Source organism: Streptomyces sp. FXJ1.172 (assembly GCF_001636945.3).
Taxonomy (GTDB): domain Bacteria; phylum Actinomycetota; class Actinomycetes; order Streptomycetales; family Streptomycetaceae; genus Streptomyces.
Genome location: NZ_CP119133.2, coordinates 8,427,800 through 8,442,621, shown reverse-complemented (window position 1 = coordinate 8,442,621; position 14,822 = coordinate 8,427,800). Strand labels below are relative to the sequence as shown.

The window sequence follows — 14,822 nt, the reverse complement described above, 5'->3', positions numbered from 1 at the left end:
GCCGTCAGGCGGACTCGCGGCGCACGAGCACGGGCTCGACCGCCGGCAGCGGTGCGGCGGTGCCGGTCTCGATCAGGTCATGCAGGGCCGCGGCGAGCTGCGCGGCCGGCGGCGCGTCCAGCCGGACCGTCGTGAGGGGCGGGCGCTGCAGGGCCGCCGTCACGAGGTCGTCGCAGCCGACGACGGCGACCTCGCCGGGCACGTCGACACCCGCGTCCCGCAGGGCGTGCAGCAGCAGCGCGGCGTATTCGTCGTTGTAGGCGAAGACGCCGTCCAGGCCGCGCGCCGCCCAGTCGTGCGCCAGCTCGACGGCGCACGCGTGCGTGTGCTCCATGTCCACGGCCGTCACGATCGCGGGCGTCCGGGCGGCCACGCTCCGCGCGCCGGCCAGCCGGGGTTCGGCGAACGCGGACAGGCCGCGTTCGCGCGGCATGACGACACCGATGCGGCGCCGCCCCCCGGCGACGAGGTGCTCGGTGGCGAGCACGCCCACGCGCCGGTGGTCGAAGATGACCGTGTACACACCCTCGACCGGCTGGGGCGCGAGGGCCATCAGCGCGTGCACGCCGGCGCGCCGCAGCACCTGGGCGCCCGCCGGGGTGAGGCTCGCGCCGTCCAGCGCCAGGACCGCGCCGGGGCGCAGTTCGGCCCAGGCGCGGGCAGCGGTGGCGGGGTCGGCGTACCGCCCGGCGTGCAGGACGGCGGTGTACCCGTACCGCTCCAGCTCCGTGTGCAGCTCGTCGATCCAGCCGCTCACCAGACGGCCGACGGCGGACACGGCGGCCGGGATCAGCACCAGGTTGGTGCGGCCGGCCCGCAGGGAGCGGGCGGCGGCGTGCGGCACATAGCCGAGGGTGTCCGCCGCGGCGAGGACCTTCGCGCGGGTGGGCTCGCTGACCCGATGCGCCTGCGTGTTGTTCAGCACGAAGGAGACGGTGGCCCGGGAGACGCCCGCCAGCCGTGCGACATCCGCACTCGTGACGGCCGCGGCCGCTTTCCTCGCCATGGTTCCCCACCGCTTCCCGGGCTGGTGTCCACCTCCTCAAGGTTACACGTGCCAATTATGACCCTGGCCGCGGTCCGGCTCCAGGCCTTCGTGACCGTCGCCCGCCAGGGCGTCATGGCCCTGCTGGTCCCTCATCCGGATGATCCGCGCATATCACCGCACGGCGGAGGGCAGTGACGATCACGTTGCCGTCACCCACCCCCGAAAGGACCGCGCACATGCGTCTGCGCACCGCTCTGGCCTGTGCCGCCGGCTCGCTGGCCCTCGTCATCACCCTGCCGACGTCGGCCTCCGCGGCGACCGGATCCTTCCAGTACTCGTACACCGGCCCGGACGGCGCCCGGCACATCGCCACGCTCGCCGACCCGAAGAGCGGGGAGTGCATCGACCTGCCCGGGGCGACGGGCGAAGAGTCCGCCTACGCGCCGCAGAACAAGACGGACGCCACCGCCGTCGTCTTCCTCGACCCGGGCTGCGAGGGCGGCACCTACTACGTCATGAACCCCGGCAAGGTCCTGGGCGACCGGCTCAAGCTCCGCTCGGTCGTGTTCTCCTGACCACCGGCTGAGCGGTCACCGCCCGCAGGGGTGAGTCCACCTCACCCCTGCCCGGGCAGCCGGAGCGGCTCACCCCGTCGCGAGGACCTTCAGCCGGTCCGCTCCGCCGTTGAACCGGTCGTGGTCCCCGACCGTCTTCCCGGTGGAGGTGTACTGCCACATCGTGTAGGTCGACCAGCCAGCCGGCAGCGTCCCGGCACTCGAGGCGTAGCGGGCGATCCACAGCGGGTTGTTCGCCGCGAAGCCGCCGTAGTTCCCGGTGCAGCTGCTCCACCAGCTGGTCGCGGTGTAGATGACGGCGTCGCGTCCGGTGAGTGACCGGTAGCGGTTCAGGAAGTCGCGGATCCAGCTGACCATCCCGCTGTGGGACTTGCCGTAGCAGTCGCCGCCGTACGGATTCCACTCGATGTCGAGGGCGCCGGGCAGGGTCTTGCCGTCCTTGGACCAGCCGCCGCCGTGCTTCACGAAGTAGTCGGCCTGAGCACTGCCGCCGGAGGTGTCCGGGGTGGCGAAGTGATACGCGCCGCGGATCATCCCGGTGTTGTACGGGCCGTTGTACTGCTGGGTGAAGTAGGGGTTCTTGTAGCTCGTGCCCTCGGTGGCCTTCGTGTAGGCCCACCGGGTGCCGTCGCCCCACAGGCCCCGCCAGTCGACGTTTCCCTGGTAGCTGGAGACGTCCACGCCTTCGGTCTGGGTCACTCGCGGCACGAGCGGGTCGTCCGGGTCGTCGTGGCTTCCGTCGTGGGCGAGGACGCCCATGCCCATGTACGCGCTGCCGCGCGGGGGTACGTCCGGCACCGACGCGGCCAGGGCCGCGGGAGTGGACACGGAGAGGAGGAGGCCGGTCAGGGCGCCGGTGAGGGCCAGGTGGGATCGGCCGCGCTGAAGGGATATGGAGGTTCGCACGTTCCCATCTGACCGGCTGTCGGGCCGCGCCGCACTCCGGATACCGCCCAACGAGGCCATACCGGGCCCTGCTTGGTCCGTATGGATGGCACCGGTCGCGTGCGGACCGGTCGCGTGGGACACCCGGGGCGCCCTGCGCGACCGGCCCTCACCGGATCGGCCGTCGCTGTCAGCCGTCGATGCGGTGCTGGGTCCAGAAGGAGGTCAGGTCGGTGCTCGTGGCGGCCTGGGCGGCGGCCTTGAACTCGGGCGTGGTCGACACGCCGTACCAGTGCGCGGTCGCGTAGTCCTTCAGCAGCTTGGCCATGGCGGTGTCGCCGAGTACGCGGCGCAGGTCGTGCAGGGCGCACTTGCCGTAGCCGTAGACGACGGTGGAGTAGCGCGAGGAGTGCGCGTCCCAGTAGGCCATGGAGTTGGTGATCTTCTCGTCGGCGGAGGCCCAGGAGACGCTGTTCCAGCAGTTGGCACCGGTCTTGCCGAGGGCGAGGTCGGTGGCGTAGTCGGTGAACGCCTCGTCCAGCCAGGGGCTGTTGTACTCGTCGTCGCCCACGATGCCGTACCACCACTGGTGGCCGATCTCATGGGTGAGGGCGGTGCTGCTGACCACGTCCAGGACGAACCCGGGGTACTCCATGCCGCCGAACCAGTAGTTGTTGTCGAGGACGGCGTCCAGCTCCCCGTAGGGGTAGGCGCCGAAGCGGCCCGCGTGGGCGTCCACGGCGCTCTTGGCGGTGCTGAGCATGGACTGGGCGCTGGAGGAGCTGATGCCCGAGACGGAGTAGACGTTCACCGCGACACCGGCCGACGAGGTCCCGGAGATCTTGGTGAAGGGCCCGGCGGCCCAGGCGAAGTCACGGACCTTCGACGCCGTCGCCGTCGTCACCGTACGGCCGCCGGCTCCGGGGGTGTCGCTGGAGGTGCCGGTGGCCGGGACCAGCAGGCTGCTGGGGTGGTCCAGGGTCACCTTGAAGTCGGCGGCCAGGGAGTAGAAGGACTCGCCGTTGTTGGTGTACGGATCCAGGTGCCAGCCGGAGCTGTCGCGGATGGCGAGGACCGGCAGGGCGTTGCCGATGAAGCTGTAGGCACCGTCGTGGCCGAAGCGGTCGGCGCCGCTCGGCACGGTGATGCCGAGGTCGAATCCGATGGTCGTGCTCTGCCCCTGGGCGAGCGGGGCCGGCAGGTCGACCTTGAGGGCGGTGCAGTCCACGGTGGGCGCCTCGGCCGAGCCGCCGGTGAGGTTCGTGACCCGGATCGGCATGGCATCGCAGGTGCCGTGGTAGTTGTCCCACAGCCGCAGGTAGACCTCGCTCAGCGCGGTGGCCGAGGCATTGGTGAAGGTCGCGCTCTCGTGCCCGGTCCACTCGGTGCCGGTCGTGTCGCTGCTGAGGTTCACGGTGTACGACGGCGCGGCCGGGGTGCGGGTGGAGTCGCCCGGCGCACTGCCGCCGGAGGTGTCGAGCGCGATGTCGTCGAGCACGAAGCTCGTCTGGAGGCTGGAGTCCTCGGTCCCGGTGAAGGAAAGGCTGACGGTCTGCCCCGTGTACGCCGACACGTCGATCGACTTCTGCACGTACCCGGTGTTCTTGTCGAGGTTCGAGTACGTGGCCAGCGTCGTGCTGCCGATCTTGGCCGTGAGCTTGTCGTACGGGGTGGACGAGGTGGTCTCGGCCGTGTCGATGTGCAACCAGAAGGTCAGGGTGGCCCGGTCGCAGCCGGCCGGGATCGTGACGCGCTGGGACAGGGTGTCCGTGTGGGTGCTGCCGGTGCCGTCCAGCCAGGCGTAGGAGCTGCCGCCGTGGGCGGTCTGTCCGGCGCGGCCGGTGATCACCGCGGGCGAGGACGTGGTCCAGGACGACGTGCCGTTCTCGAATCCGCCGTTGCCGACGGCCTGCACCGGAGTGCAGGCCGCGGGGGCCGCGGCGGGCCGGGCCATGGCGGGGGTGCCGGGGAGCACGAAGGCGGCCAGCGCGGCGACGGTGAGCACACCGGCGCCGAGGGCCTTGTGGGGGGTCGTTCTCACACGCTTCTCCTTTGCGGCGGCCGGGATTCCCGGCCTGCTCGGTGGCGGCCGGCCGGCTGGGGTGCGCCGGGACGGCCGCGAACGGGCTTGCGTGATCGTTGCACCGAGAGGTGCCCCGCGCCCTCAGGCCAGGGCGCGGACTGTCGAACTGGCGAAAGCCTGTCAGATTTGATCGGGCCATGCCAGAAGCGCGGGGCGGAGTCGCGTGCGGAGGTGCCGGATCAGGCCGTGCGCAGCGTCATGAAGAGCGCGGCCGCCGCAGTGCCGTCCGGCGCCTGCCAGCCGCGTGCCACATGGCCGATCGCGCCTTCGGGGCGCAGTGGCGCCGTCCCGGTGACGGGGGTCAGGACCCGGTGCACGTGCAGGGTCGCGCCGTGCGGGGCGGGCAGGCGGGTGCCTTCGTGGTCGTCGGCCGGTTCGGGCGTGGAGCCGTCCGGGGTGAAGGGGGCGCCGGTGTAGGAGAAGGTCACCTCGTGGTCGGGGGTGTCGTCGATGCTCTGGGCCTGCGCCTGGGCCTGGCCCGTGATCAGGGAGAGCAACTCGGCGACCAGCACCGGGTCGTGGCAGCCGTCGTAGGCCCAGCGCCTGCCCAGCACCCCGTGCTCCATCGTGCCGATGAGGGCGTGCTCCGCCCCCTCCAGCGGCGCGCCGCGGTAGGTCAACGGGACGAGGTAGGCGGTCGGTTCGGGGGTGGAGGTGTCCGTGGCCACCATGAACTCGATGCCGACCTCGCCCGCGGGGTCGTCCAGCCGGAAGCCGCCGGACTTGGTCAGCACCGGGGCGTCCGGGCCGCCGCGGTACCAGGGGCGGGTGGGCAGCCAGTCGGTGAGCAGCTCCAGCTTCGTGGGCTTGAGCGTGGTGTGGTGGATGATGGCCATGAAGACGGCTCTCCTGCGTTGCGTGAGTGCTGACCCACGCAGCTTCGCACACCGTTCCCGCTGGTCAACCGTCCTCCCCGGACAGCGCCGGCGTCAACTGGGCCCATGGGTTGGGCGGTTCGCCGGTCACCGGCCCGCACACCGCCGCGCCCCGCTCGTGCGCGGTGCGCACGGCGAGCGGGACGAGGGCCTCGGGGACGCCGTGGACGAGATGGCAGAACCGGTCGGGCGGATGCCGGCCCGTCCAGGCGGGCCGGGTGAACGCCCCGGCGTACGTGGACCAGTGGCCCTCGAAGGTGATGGTGAGGTCGGCCAGACGGGCGTATCCGGGGGCGGGGTGGACGCCCGGGTTGAGCACGACGGTGGCCGCGCCGAGCCGCCGGATCTCCCGGACCAGGCGGCGGCAGGCGGGCAGGCCCTCCCGGGTGGCGGTGACCCGGTCGAGGAAGCAGCCGTCCACCGCGTACCAGGACTGGTGCCGGCGTACCTCCTCGGTGATGCGGTCCCGGTCCCGGACGCCGTAGTCGGTGTCGACGTATCCGAGCAGCCGGGCTCCGGCCGCGTGCAACGCCCGGGCCACGGACGTGAACGCGGGGTCCGGGGCGGTGCCGGGTCCGCTCGCCGGGTTCAGGACGACCGCGTAGGTGCGGGCGGCCGCGGTGATCAGCCGGTGCCAGGCCCCGGGGTCCTCGGCCGGGTGCACATACAGCGGGACCAGCAGACTCATGGCAGCGGTCCGCTCTGTGCGGTGGCCGCCCACAGCGCGTCCAGGGAGTCGTCCAGGTCGTGGACGGGACGCCAGCCGAGGGCGCGCTCGGCGGCGGTGATGTCGGAACACTGCCACGACACCCGGGCCGAGCGGGTGGATCCGCCCGTGCCCTCCTCCAGTCTGCCCTGGAATCCCGACCGTTGGGCCAGCCCATGGACCAACTCCCGTACGGCTACGGCCGTTCCGCCGCCGATGTTGAGCACGGGCGGGAGGTGGCCGGGCACGGTGACGGCCAGGGCGACCGCCCGGGCGACGTCACGTACGTCGACGAAGTCGCGGTGGGCGGACAGGTCGCCGAGGCGCAGCACCGCCTCGGGGCCCGGCGCGGCCGAGCGGAGCAGCGAGGCCACCCGGCCGGGCAGGTTCGCCACGGGCGCGCCGGGGCCCACCGGGTTGCCGACCCGTAGCACCACCCCGTCCAGGGCGGAGGTGGTGACCGCGACCGTGCCCGCGAGCTTGGTGGCGCCGTAGAGGGTGACCGGGCAGGCCGGTGCCGACTCGCTGACCGGGGTGCCCGGCGCACCCGGACCGTACTCGGCGGCCGAACCCAGGTGCACCAGCCGGGCCGTGGGTGCCGACTCGCGCAGCGCGGCGCACAGCAGGGCGGGGCCACGGGCGTTGGCCTCGGCCAGGGTCAGCGGGTCGCCGCCGGTGGCGCCCGCGCAGTTGACCACGGTGTCGGGCGCGGCCGCGGCCAGGGTCTTCGCGAGCCGCTCCGGCCGGTCGGCGGCGAGGTCGACGCCGAACTCGGCGCGGGACGAGCGGCCGGCGTCGAGGACCTGCGCGCCCGGCAGCGCGCGCAGCCGCGCGGCCACATGGCGGCCCAGGTATCCGGTGCCGCCCAGGACGAGAATGCGCATGCGTAGTCAGGCTCCCTTGAGCAGGAGGGACTTGCGGCTGGTGAACTCGGCGTTGGCCCGGTCGTAGTCGTCGGGGCGGCCGATGTCCAGCCAGTAGCCCTCGAACTCGTAGGCGTGCGGCGGGTTCTGGCCGCGCAGGAGGTCGAGGACGAGTTCGTCGAAGCCGAGCGGCAGGCCCGCCGTGTAGCCGTCGAGGGTGGCGCGGCTGAGGCCGTAGACGCCCATGGAGACGCGGTAGTCCATGCTGGGCTTCTCGGTGAAGGCGACGACCTTGCTGGCGTCGGTGGTCAGGACGCCGAAGTCGATGTGCACCTTGCGGGCGTAGGTGGCGATGGTCAGCGGCGCGCCGGACTCCCGGTGCCTGCGCAGTACGTCGGCGAAGTCGAGGTCGGTGAGGACGTCGCCGTTCATCACGAGGAACGTGTCGGGCAGGCGGTCTCTGAGGTGGAGCAGGGGGCCGAGGGTGCCGAGCGGGCTGTCCTCGGTGGCGTAGTCGACCGCCATGCCCCACTGGGAGCCGTCGCCGACGTAGGCACGGATGATCTGGCCGAGGTGGCCTATCGCGAGGGTGCAGCGGGTGAAGCCGGACGCGGACAGCTGGCGCAGCACGATCTCCAGGATGGCGTGCTGGTCGCCGATGGGGACGAGCGGCTTGGGCAGCGCGGTGGTGTAGGGCCGCAGCCGGACGCCCTTGCCTCCCGCCAGGATCACTGCGTGCATGGGCTTCTCCTTCGAAGAGGACGTGACGTGCCGGACGGGTCAGATGTTGTAGATGCCGGTCTTGTAGCGGGCCAGGTTGGCCGGGTCGCGGAAGAACTCCACGGTGTGCGCGAGGCCTTGTTCGAGGGTGTGGGCGGGTGCCCAGCCGGTGGCCTCGGTGAGCCGGGTGGCGTCGGCGACGAGCCGCATCACCTCGGAGTTGGCGGGCCGGATCCGGTCGGGGTCCTCGCGCACGTCGAGGGCGGTGTCCATGACCTTGCCGATGAGTGCGACGAGGTCACCGACCGAGATCTCGCCGCCCGTACCGGCGTTGAAGGTACGGCCGACGACCTGTTCGGCGGGCGCGGTGCCGACGGCGAGGAAGGCCTGCGCGGTGTCCCTGACGAAGGTGAAGTCGCGGGTGGGGCGCAGGTCGCCGAGGGTGAGGGTGCGCTCCCCCGCGGCGACCTGGCCGATGACGGTGGGGATGACCGCGCGCATCGACTGGCGCGGCCCGAAGGTGTTGAACGGCCTCAGGGTCACGACCGGGGTGGCGAAGCTCGCGTGGTAGCTGTCCGCCAGCCGGTCCCCGCCCGCCTTCGAAGCGGCGTACGGGGACTGGGTGTTGATGGGGTGGTCCTCGGTGATGGGCACGGTCCGGGCGGTGCCGTAGGTCTCGCTGGTGGAGGTGTGCACGAGCCGGGGCGTGCCGAGCGCCCGTACGGCCTCGAGGACGTTGAGGGTGCCGGTGACGTTGGTCTCCACATAGCTGTGCGGGGCCCGGTAGGAGTACGGGATCGCGATCAGGGCCGCCAGGTGGTAGGCGGTGTCGGCGCCTTCGAGCAGGGCACGGACCGAGCCGGGGTCGCGGACGTCACCGAGGACGATCTCCACGTGGTCGAGTACGTCGGGGGCGAGGGTCTCCAGCCAGCCGTAGGAGGAGAAGGAGTTGTACTGGGCCATGGCTCTGACCCGGTGTCCGCGGGCGACGAGGGCCTCGGTGAGGTGGGAGCCGATGAAGCCCTCGGCTCCGGTGACGGCGGCGAGCGGTGCGGAGGTCAACTGGTCAGTCCTTCCGGTGGGTTGGTCGGATCAGGCGTGCCGGGCGGGGCTGCCGAGCAGCCACAGCGCGTGCGCGACGAGACACAGCGCGGCGGCGCCGCAGCACAGCGGCAGGGCGGCAGGGCCCGGGGGCAGGCGCAGCAGCGTGGCCGCGCCGGCGCCGGCCGCCGCGGCGGTACAGAGGGCGGCCGGTGGCCAGGCGGCCCCGAACGCCTGGAGGAGCAGGGCGGTCCACAAAGTGGCCGCGAGCAGCAGCAGGGTGGCCGGTGCGGCGCCGGTGAGGAGTGCGGCGGGCAGCAGCGGCAGCAGATGACCGAGCAGACACAGGCCGAGGACACCGGCGGACCGCAGACGGAACCCGGCGGGTGTGGCGGTGGCGCGCAGCGCGGCGACGGCGAGGCCCCGGTAGCGGTACAGCAGCCATTCGGCGGGTCCCATGCCCACGGTGAGGACGATCACGGCGTACGGCTCCTGCCGTCCTTCGAGCAGCACGAGCACGCCCGCGGCCAGCCCGAACAGGCCGTACGGCAGGGACGCCGACAGCCGGGGCGGGGTGCCGTCGGCCGCGGCGGGGGCGGCGAGGGCGCCGTGCAGGGCGTGGGCGGTGACGGCGAGCGTGGCCAGCAGGGCGAGCAGGGGCGCTCCGGTGCGCAGCGCCGTGCCGGGCTCGTGCCAGGGCAGGAGGGCCGCGCCCGCGATGAGCGGGGTGAGCGCGGCGAGCAGGTGCCGTTCCCGGGCCAGCACCAGCAGGACACCGGCCGCCGCGAGGTAGAGGGACTGTGCCGCCGCCACGAGGATCACCGGGCCGGCGCCGGCGAACAGGACGGCGGTGGCCGTGGCGAGTGCCGCGCCGAGGGGCGCGCCGTTCAGGAGGGTGCGGGCGGCCTCCCGGCGGCCGGTCGCCATGCGGACGTACGCCCGGTGGCCGAGCGCCTGGCCCCACGCCCAGGACACCAGGCCCGCGACGATCGGCGCGGCGGCGTGCCGGCCGGGGTGCCACAGGGGCGCGGTGAGCAGGTAGGCCAGTCCCGGCAGGGCGAACAGCACCCCGCGCAGCAGACAGCGCAGGTGGTCGGGGCGCCAGGGGTCGGCCGCCGGTGCCGGCTCGGGGAAGGTGCGGGGCACCTGGTCGTAGAGGGCGGCGGCGAGGGAGAACAGGTCCGGGTGGCCGTACCGTTCCTTGATCTGGTCCGCGGTCAGCCCCTCGGCCTCGAGCAGGGCGGCGACCTCGTAGGGGTGGACGGCGGGGCCGATGCGGTCGGCGAGGTCGGCCGCGAGCCGGCTGGCGGCCTCGCGCGCGGAGCGGTGGCCGGTGCGGGGGCGGGTGGGTGTGCCGGCCAGCCGCAGGGCCAGGGTGTCCGGTCCGGTGCCGCCCGGTTCGAGGGCCATCGGTCCGCTCATCCGGCCAGGCTCCCCGCACCGGCCGGGATCGGCTCCACCGTCAACGACCGTTCTGTGGTGGGCAGTTCGAGGTATATGGAGCGGAAGGTGTCGATGGTCCGGCGCAGTGTGAACTGCTCGATCACGCGCAGCCGTGCCGCCTCCCCCATCCGCCCGCGCCGCCCGGCGTCGCCCAGCAGCTCCAGCGCCGCCGCGGCCATCCGGGCCGGGTCGCGCGGCGGGACGACGAGCCCGGTGTCGCCGACGGCCTCGCGAACCCCGCCGACGTCGGTGGAGACGGTCGCCCGGCCGCAGGACATGGCCTCGATGAGGGTGAACGGGAAGCCCTCACTGATGCTGGAGAGCATCACGACGTTCCCGGCCGTGTAGGCGTCCTTGATGTCGTCGACGCGGCCCTCGAAAGTGACGGCGTCCGCGTGTCCCAGTTCGGCCGCGAGCGCCGCGCAGCGCTCCCGGTACGCCTCCCCGCCGCGCGGTGTGCCGCCGAACAGCCGCAGCCGGGCCTCGGGTATCTCGGCCCGGACCAGGGCGAAGGCGCGGATCAGGGTCTCCAGGTCCTTGATGGGGTCCACCCGGCCGGCCCAGCTGAGGGTCGGGGTGCCGGGCTCGGGTCCGGCCGGCGGGAAGGCGGCGGGGTCCACGCCGTTGTAGACCGTGCGGATGGCCCGCGGGTCGGCGCCGCCCTGTTCCTCCCACAGCCGGTTGTAGCGGTTGCCCGGGGTGATCAGTGCGGCCCGCCGGTAGCTCTCCTCGGCGAGCAGCCGGAAGAAGCCGAGGACGACGGCCTTGACCGGCCAGCGGTAGGGGGCGGTGCGGTAGCCGAGGTAGCGCTCGCGCAGATAGACGCCGTGCTCGGTGAGCAGCAGCGGGACGTTGTGACGCTCCAGCCCGGCGAGGCCGGGCAGGACGGCGACGCCGCCGCTGACCGCGTGGGCCACACCGTGCGCCGGTGGTGGTGCGGCGAGCGGGCGCAGGGCGTGTTCGAGCAGGGCGGTGGCGGTGACCGCGTCGTGCAGGGTGGGCCGGGCCTCGCGGACGGCGAGGCCCGGCCGGTTCCACACCGCGGTGAGGACGGCGAGGGCGCGGTCGCCGCGCAGGAACGGGCTCAGCGTGCCCTCGCCGGCGGCCCGGGCCAGGGTGTACAGCGCGGGTGCGAACTGGTCCTCGGCGTGCGGGTCGAGCAGCGCGGTCAGGAAGCGTTCGTGGGCGGCGGCGAGCCGGCCGAGCGCCCGGCCCCGGGGCGCGCGGCCCTCGGGCGGGGCTCCCCACATGGGCACGGGGAGCACCTGGTGGACATGGGCGGGCAGGTCCCAGACGACGGGTTCGCGGCCGGTGCCGGTGACGGCGATGATGTCGAAGTCGAGGTCGGGCATGCCCTGGACGAGTTGGTCGCACCAGACGCTGACGCCGCCGTGGCTGTGCGGGTAGGTGCCTTCGGTGAGCAGGGTGACGCGCGCCGCGCCGGAGCGGCGCGCGCCGCGGTGAACGTGCATCGACTGTGCTCCACGGCCGAGGTGTGGGGTGGTCGTGCGGTCCGGGCCGACAGGCCTCCCGGGCAGCCGGGAGGTGTCGGACCGGCCCTTTCTTCGGTGCGCCGTTCAGTGCTTCGGGGCGTACGGGACCTGCCTCTTCACGCCCGCCGGAACCTTGGTGCGCGGTGCTGGGGCGGTGGCCGCCGCGCCGGTGTGCGCGGTGGCGGCCCAGGCGGCGGAGCCGGGCAGGGTGAAGGCGAGTGCGGTGCCGGAGGAGGGCGTCCAGCCGGACACCTGGCCGGCGTAGGCGGTGCCGAAGGAGCTGCCGCCGAGGGTGGTGCCGGCGGGCAGGCTCGCGGTGACCGCGGTGCCGTTCGGCGCCTGCACGGTGACGGCGCCGCCGATGCGGTAGGCGGTGACCTGGCCGGCGTCGAGCGCGGTCTTCCAGGCGGCCCGGCGCTGCAGTTCGGTGCCGATGTCCTTCATCCGCACGTTGACCAGCGGGGTGTTGTCCGCGAACAGGGCGTCGTAGCCGTCGAGTACGCCGTTCAGGACCGGGTAGGCGATGCGGTCCTCGGCGAGGTTGGACTGGTGGATGAAGTGCGGCTTGGGGTCGTTGGACAGCACGTGTCCGAGGGCGATGCGGGTCTCCAGCGGCACGATGTAGTCCTGGTAGCCGGTGGAGGTGTCCAGCGGGGCCGGAAGGCAGGTGGTGGTGGCCGGGTTGTCCTCGCAGATGCCGCTGCCGCCCTGGGCGCGGCCGGTGTAGAGCCAGTTGTACTCGTCGGTCTCTTCGGAGGCCCTGCCCGCGTTGTAGAAGACGTTCACCGGATAGCGGGCGACGGTGGTGGCGGGGCCGATCTGGCGCTGCTCAGGGTCCCGGGAGTTGTCCGAGGCGAGCCACCGGATGCCGTTGTCACCGAGCGCGGGCGCCAGGTTGGGGTTGTCCTCGGGCTGCTGCGGCAGGATCCGCAGTCCGGAGTGCTCGCCGGTCACCAACTCGTCGTCCTGCAGCGGCAGTCCGGCGGCCTGGCCCCAGGCGCGGTTGGTGGCGATCTCGTGGTCGATGGTGTCGCGCCCGACCCACTTGGTGCTGCCGTCGGCGTTGGTCTGGCACGTCCACGGCACGACGGTGGTGTTCTGCTCGCAGCCGAGGAAGGCGTGTGTGTAGGTGTGGTTGACCCAGCGGAACCGGTCGCGGTCTGCGATGAGTTTGTCGGCGAGCTGGTCGACGCCGTTGTTGTCCTGGCGCTGGTCGACGCTGCCCGCGCCGTTGTAGACGAGGTCGAAGGTGAAGTGGTGGCTCTGCTCCCAGGCGGTGGCGTAGTCGACGTCGGCCGGGGTCATCCGGACCGGGTTGGGCGCGACCGAGCTGTTGGTGCAGTCGATGTCCCCGGGTGTGCAGTTGAGCTGGGTGTCCCAGCGGTCGTCGGCGGCGAACACGTCGTCCACGTGCACGGCGAAGTAGTTGCGCGAGGCGCCGAGGTGCACCCCGCCGGTCATCCACTCCACGATGCCGCGGGACAGCAGCCGGAACTGCTCCTGGTACTGGTTGTAGACGAAGGTGACGACCAGCTCGCGCCGCCCGTCGTGCCGGTACTCCCCGACCAGTGAGCCCTGTGTGCTGGTGCCGGGGATGGTGGCCTGGACGTACGGGGTGAAGTCGGCGCCGGGCGCGGGCGTCGACAGGTAGGCGTAACTCTCGGCCACGGTCGGCGAGTTGTCCTCGAACGGCACCGCGCCCTTGAGGTAGCCGAAGGGGCCCGCCCGGCCGGCGTCGGTGACCTGCGCCTGGACGCCGTCGATGCTGCCGGAGTAGCCGCCGGAGGCCGGGACGTTCAGGCCGGCCTGGGGCCGGGCGTAGGTGTAGGCGTCGACCTGCGGGACGGCGTAGGTCTGCTCGTAGGAGGCGAGCGCGGCCATCTCGGTGCTGCCGGCGGCGAACGGGTTGTCGTTGGGCAGTACGACGGCCTGGAACTTGGCGCGCGGCCGGCCGTCGACGGTGTCGGCGAGGAAGCCTGCGTCGATGGCCGGCCGGGCGGAGTCGGTGAGGTCGACCTTGGTGTACGGCGTTCCGGCGGTGTCGAGTTCGGCGGCGATGGCGTCGGTGGCCGGACCACCGTCGCTCACCACCAGGACTCTGAGGTCGATGCGCGGTGCGGTGGTGTCGGCCTGTGCCGGGCCGGCCTGCAGGCCGAGCGCGGCGATCAGCACGCCCACCGCCAGGGCGGTGGTGCGGATGGTCCGCTTCATGCGGTGAAGTCCCCTCCCCGGGCAGGGGTGAGCACGGCCCCGCGGCGCGGACCCACCCCCTTGCGTGACGCCGGCGTCCCCCTCAGAAGCCGGTCGTCGTCGCATCCGTCGCGTCACATGGTGATGGCTCTGTGTAGCTTTTGTGGGCGGCTTACGAAACCTGACGGAAAAGCGCAGGCTTCCAAAGGCAGTTGGAGGCAACCCGGAAGACCGTTTCCCCGTCCGCGCCGAGGGAGGATCGCGCCGGACGGACGGCTCCGGCCGCTGGTCCGGCCGCCGTACGACGCACCGGCGGACCGTGGCGGTCCGCCGGGCGAGCAAGCGGTGGTCCGTGCCGCGCGGCGCACCCGGCCCTGGGGCCGATTCCGGTCACCCGGGCCGCGGAACCGAGCAGTCCGTCAGACGCAGAGCACGCGCGTCTCGGGCGTGTAGACGGGCCCGCCGCTGGTGTTGGTGCCGTCGCTGAACTCGGCGTAGTAGTACGAGTAGAAGCCGATGTTGCCGTTGCAGCCGGAGTCGGCCGCGATCTGCAGGGTCAGCGTGACGGTGCGGCTCTGACCGGGCGGGACGGTGGCGCCATAGTTGCCGCCGAGGTTGGTCGGGCCGGTGCCGGAGCAGGCGGTGCCACCGGCGGCGGTGGCCAGGCTGCAGCCGGTGAAGCTGTACTTCAGGTCCGGGCGCTGGGTGGTGAGCCAGGTCGGGTCGATGGTCTGGTATACGAACAGGATGTCGTAGGTCTTGTTGTTCGTGATCGTCATCGACAGCTTGACCGTGCCGCCCGGTGTGGTGGTGGCGCTGTCGGTGGTGAAGGTGAGGGCGGCGGGTGCGGGATCGGCGGCGCCGGCGACGGGGGCGAGCCCGAAGACGGTGAGGACGAAGGCGAGGACGGCGGTGAGACCGAGGCGTCTCAGCAGAGGTGATCGCATGGCCCGGGAGGCT

At 72.8% G+C, this 14,822-nt stretch carries 14 protein-coding genes; 2 read left to right on the top strand and 12 right to left on the bottom strand.

Features of this window, described 5'->3' with window-relative positions:
* Positions 1–4 precede the first annotated feature (4 nt).
* Complete coding sequence (locus A6P39_RS38120) at positions 5–1,006, bottom strand: LacI family DNA-binding transcriptional regulator (RefSeq protein ID WP_067050305.1); 1,002 nt, start codon at positions 1,004–1,006, stop codon at positions 5–7.
* Between the two features lie 48 nt (positions 1,007–1,054).
* Here A6P39_RS38120 and A6P39_RS38115 point away from each other — a divergent pair, with 48 nt between their 5' ends.
* Entirely contained in the window at positions 1,055–1,183 is a 129-nt protein-coding gene (locus tag A6P39_RS38115) for a hypothetical protein (RefSeq protein ID WP_267893346.1), read from the top strand.
* 41 nt (positions 1,184–1,224) lie between these two features.
* Positions 1,225–1,563: a hypothetical protein gene (locus tag A6P39_RS38110; RefSeq protein ID WP_067050308.1), complete on the top strand. Its 339-nt coding sequence runs from the start codon at positions 1,225–1,227 to the stop codon at positions 1,561–1,563.
* Between the two features lie 69 nt (positions 1,564–1,632).
* Here the strand turns inward: A6P39_RS38110 and A6P39_RS38105 are convergent, their stop codons facing one another.
* From A6P39_RS38105 to A6P39_RS38055, 11 genes are all read right to left on the bottom strand, one after another.
* A complete protein-coding gene (locus A6P39_RS38105) occupies positions 1,633–2,469 on the bottom strand; it encodes a lysozyme (RefSeq protein WP_443053023.1) in 837 nt (278 codons plus the stop codon).
* 169 nt (positions 2,470–2,638) lie between these two features.
* On the bottom strand, positions 2,639–4,489 hold the full coding sequence (locus A6P39_RS38100; protein WP_079133559.1) for a M1 family metallopeptidase: 1,851 nt from the start codon (positions 4,487–4,489) through the stop codon (positions 2,639–2,641).
* A gap of 221 nt (positions 4,490–4,710) precedes the next feature.
* Positions 4,711–5,367, bottom strand: coding sequence for a maltokinase N-terminal cap-like domain-containing protein (locus tag A6P39_RS38095; RefSeq protein WP_067050311.1), 657 nt, complete (start codon positions 5,365–5,367; stop codon positions 4,711–4,713).
* Between the two features lie 64 nt (positions 5,368–5,431).
* Positions 5,432–6,094 (bottom strand): spherulation-specific family 4 protein, encoded by a 663-nt coding sequence (locus tag A6P39_RS38090; RefSeq protein WP_067050315.1) that lies wholly within the window; start codon positions 6,092–6,094, stop codon positions 5,432–5,434.
* Positions 6,091–6,996, bottom strand: coding sequence for an NAD-dependent epimerase/dehydratase family protein (locus tag A6P39_RS38085; protein WP_067050318.1), 906 nt, complete (start codon positions 6,994–6,996; stop codon positions 6,091–6,093). The genes A6P39_RS38090 and A6P39_RS38085 overlap by 4 nt, the downstream gene beginning before the upstream one ends.
* Before the next feature lie 6 nt (positions 6,997–7,002).
* On the bottom strand, positions 7,003–7,716 hold the full coding sequence (locus A6P39_RS38080; protein WP_067050320.1) for a nucleotidyltransferase family protein: 714 nt from the start codon (positions 7,714–7,716) through the stop codon (positions 7,003–7,005).
* A 39-nt stretch (positions 7,717–7,755) separates the two neighbouring features.
* A complete protein-coding gene (locus A6P39_RS38075; protein WP_067050323.1) occupies positions 7,756–8,757 on the bottom strand; it encodes a GDP-mannose 4,6-dehydratase in 1,002 nt (333 codons plus the stop codon).
* Positions 8,758–8,787: 30 nt separating this feature from the next.
* Positions 8,788–10,158, bottom strand: coding sequence for a hypothetical protein (locus A6P39_RS38070; protein WP_067050327.1), 1,371 nt, complete (start codon positions 10,156–10,158; stop codon positions 8,788–8,790).
* Positions 10,155–11,651: a GT4 family glycosyltransferase PelF gene (gene pelF / locus A6P39_RS38065; RefSeq protein WP_067050330.1), complete on the bottom strand. Its 1,497-nt coding sequence runs from the start codon at positions 11,649–11,651 to the stop codon at positions 10,155–10,157. The genes A6P39_RS38070 and pelF overlap by 4 nt, the downstream gene beginning before the upstream one ends.
* A gap of 105 nt (positions 11,652–11,756) precedes the next feature.
* Positions 11,757–13,883: a hypothetical protein gene (locus A6P39_RS38060; RefSeq protein ID WP_067050333.1), complete on the bottom strand. Its 2,127-nt coding sequence runs from the start codon at positions 13,881–13,883 to the stop codon at positions 11,757–11,759.
* A gap of 398 nt (positions 13,884–14,281) precedes the next feature.
* Positions 14,282–14,809, bottom strand: coding sequence for a hypothetical protein (locus A6P39_RS38055; protein ID WP_067050335.1), 528 nt, complete (start codon positions 14,807–14,809; stop codon positions 14,282–14,284).
* Positions 14,810–14,822: the final 13 nt, after the last annotated feature.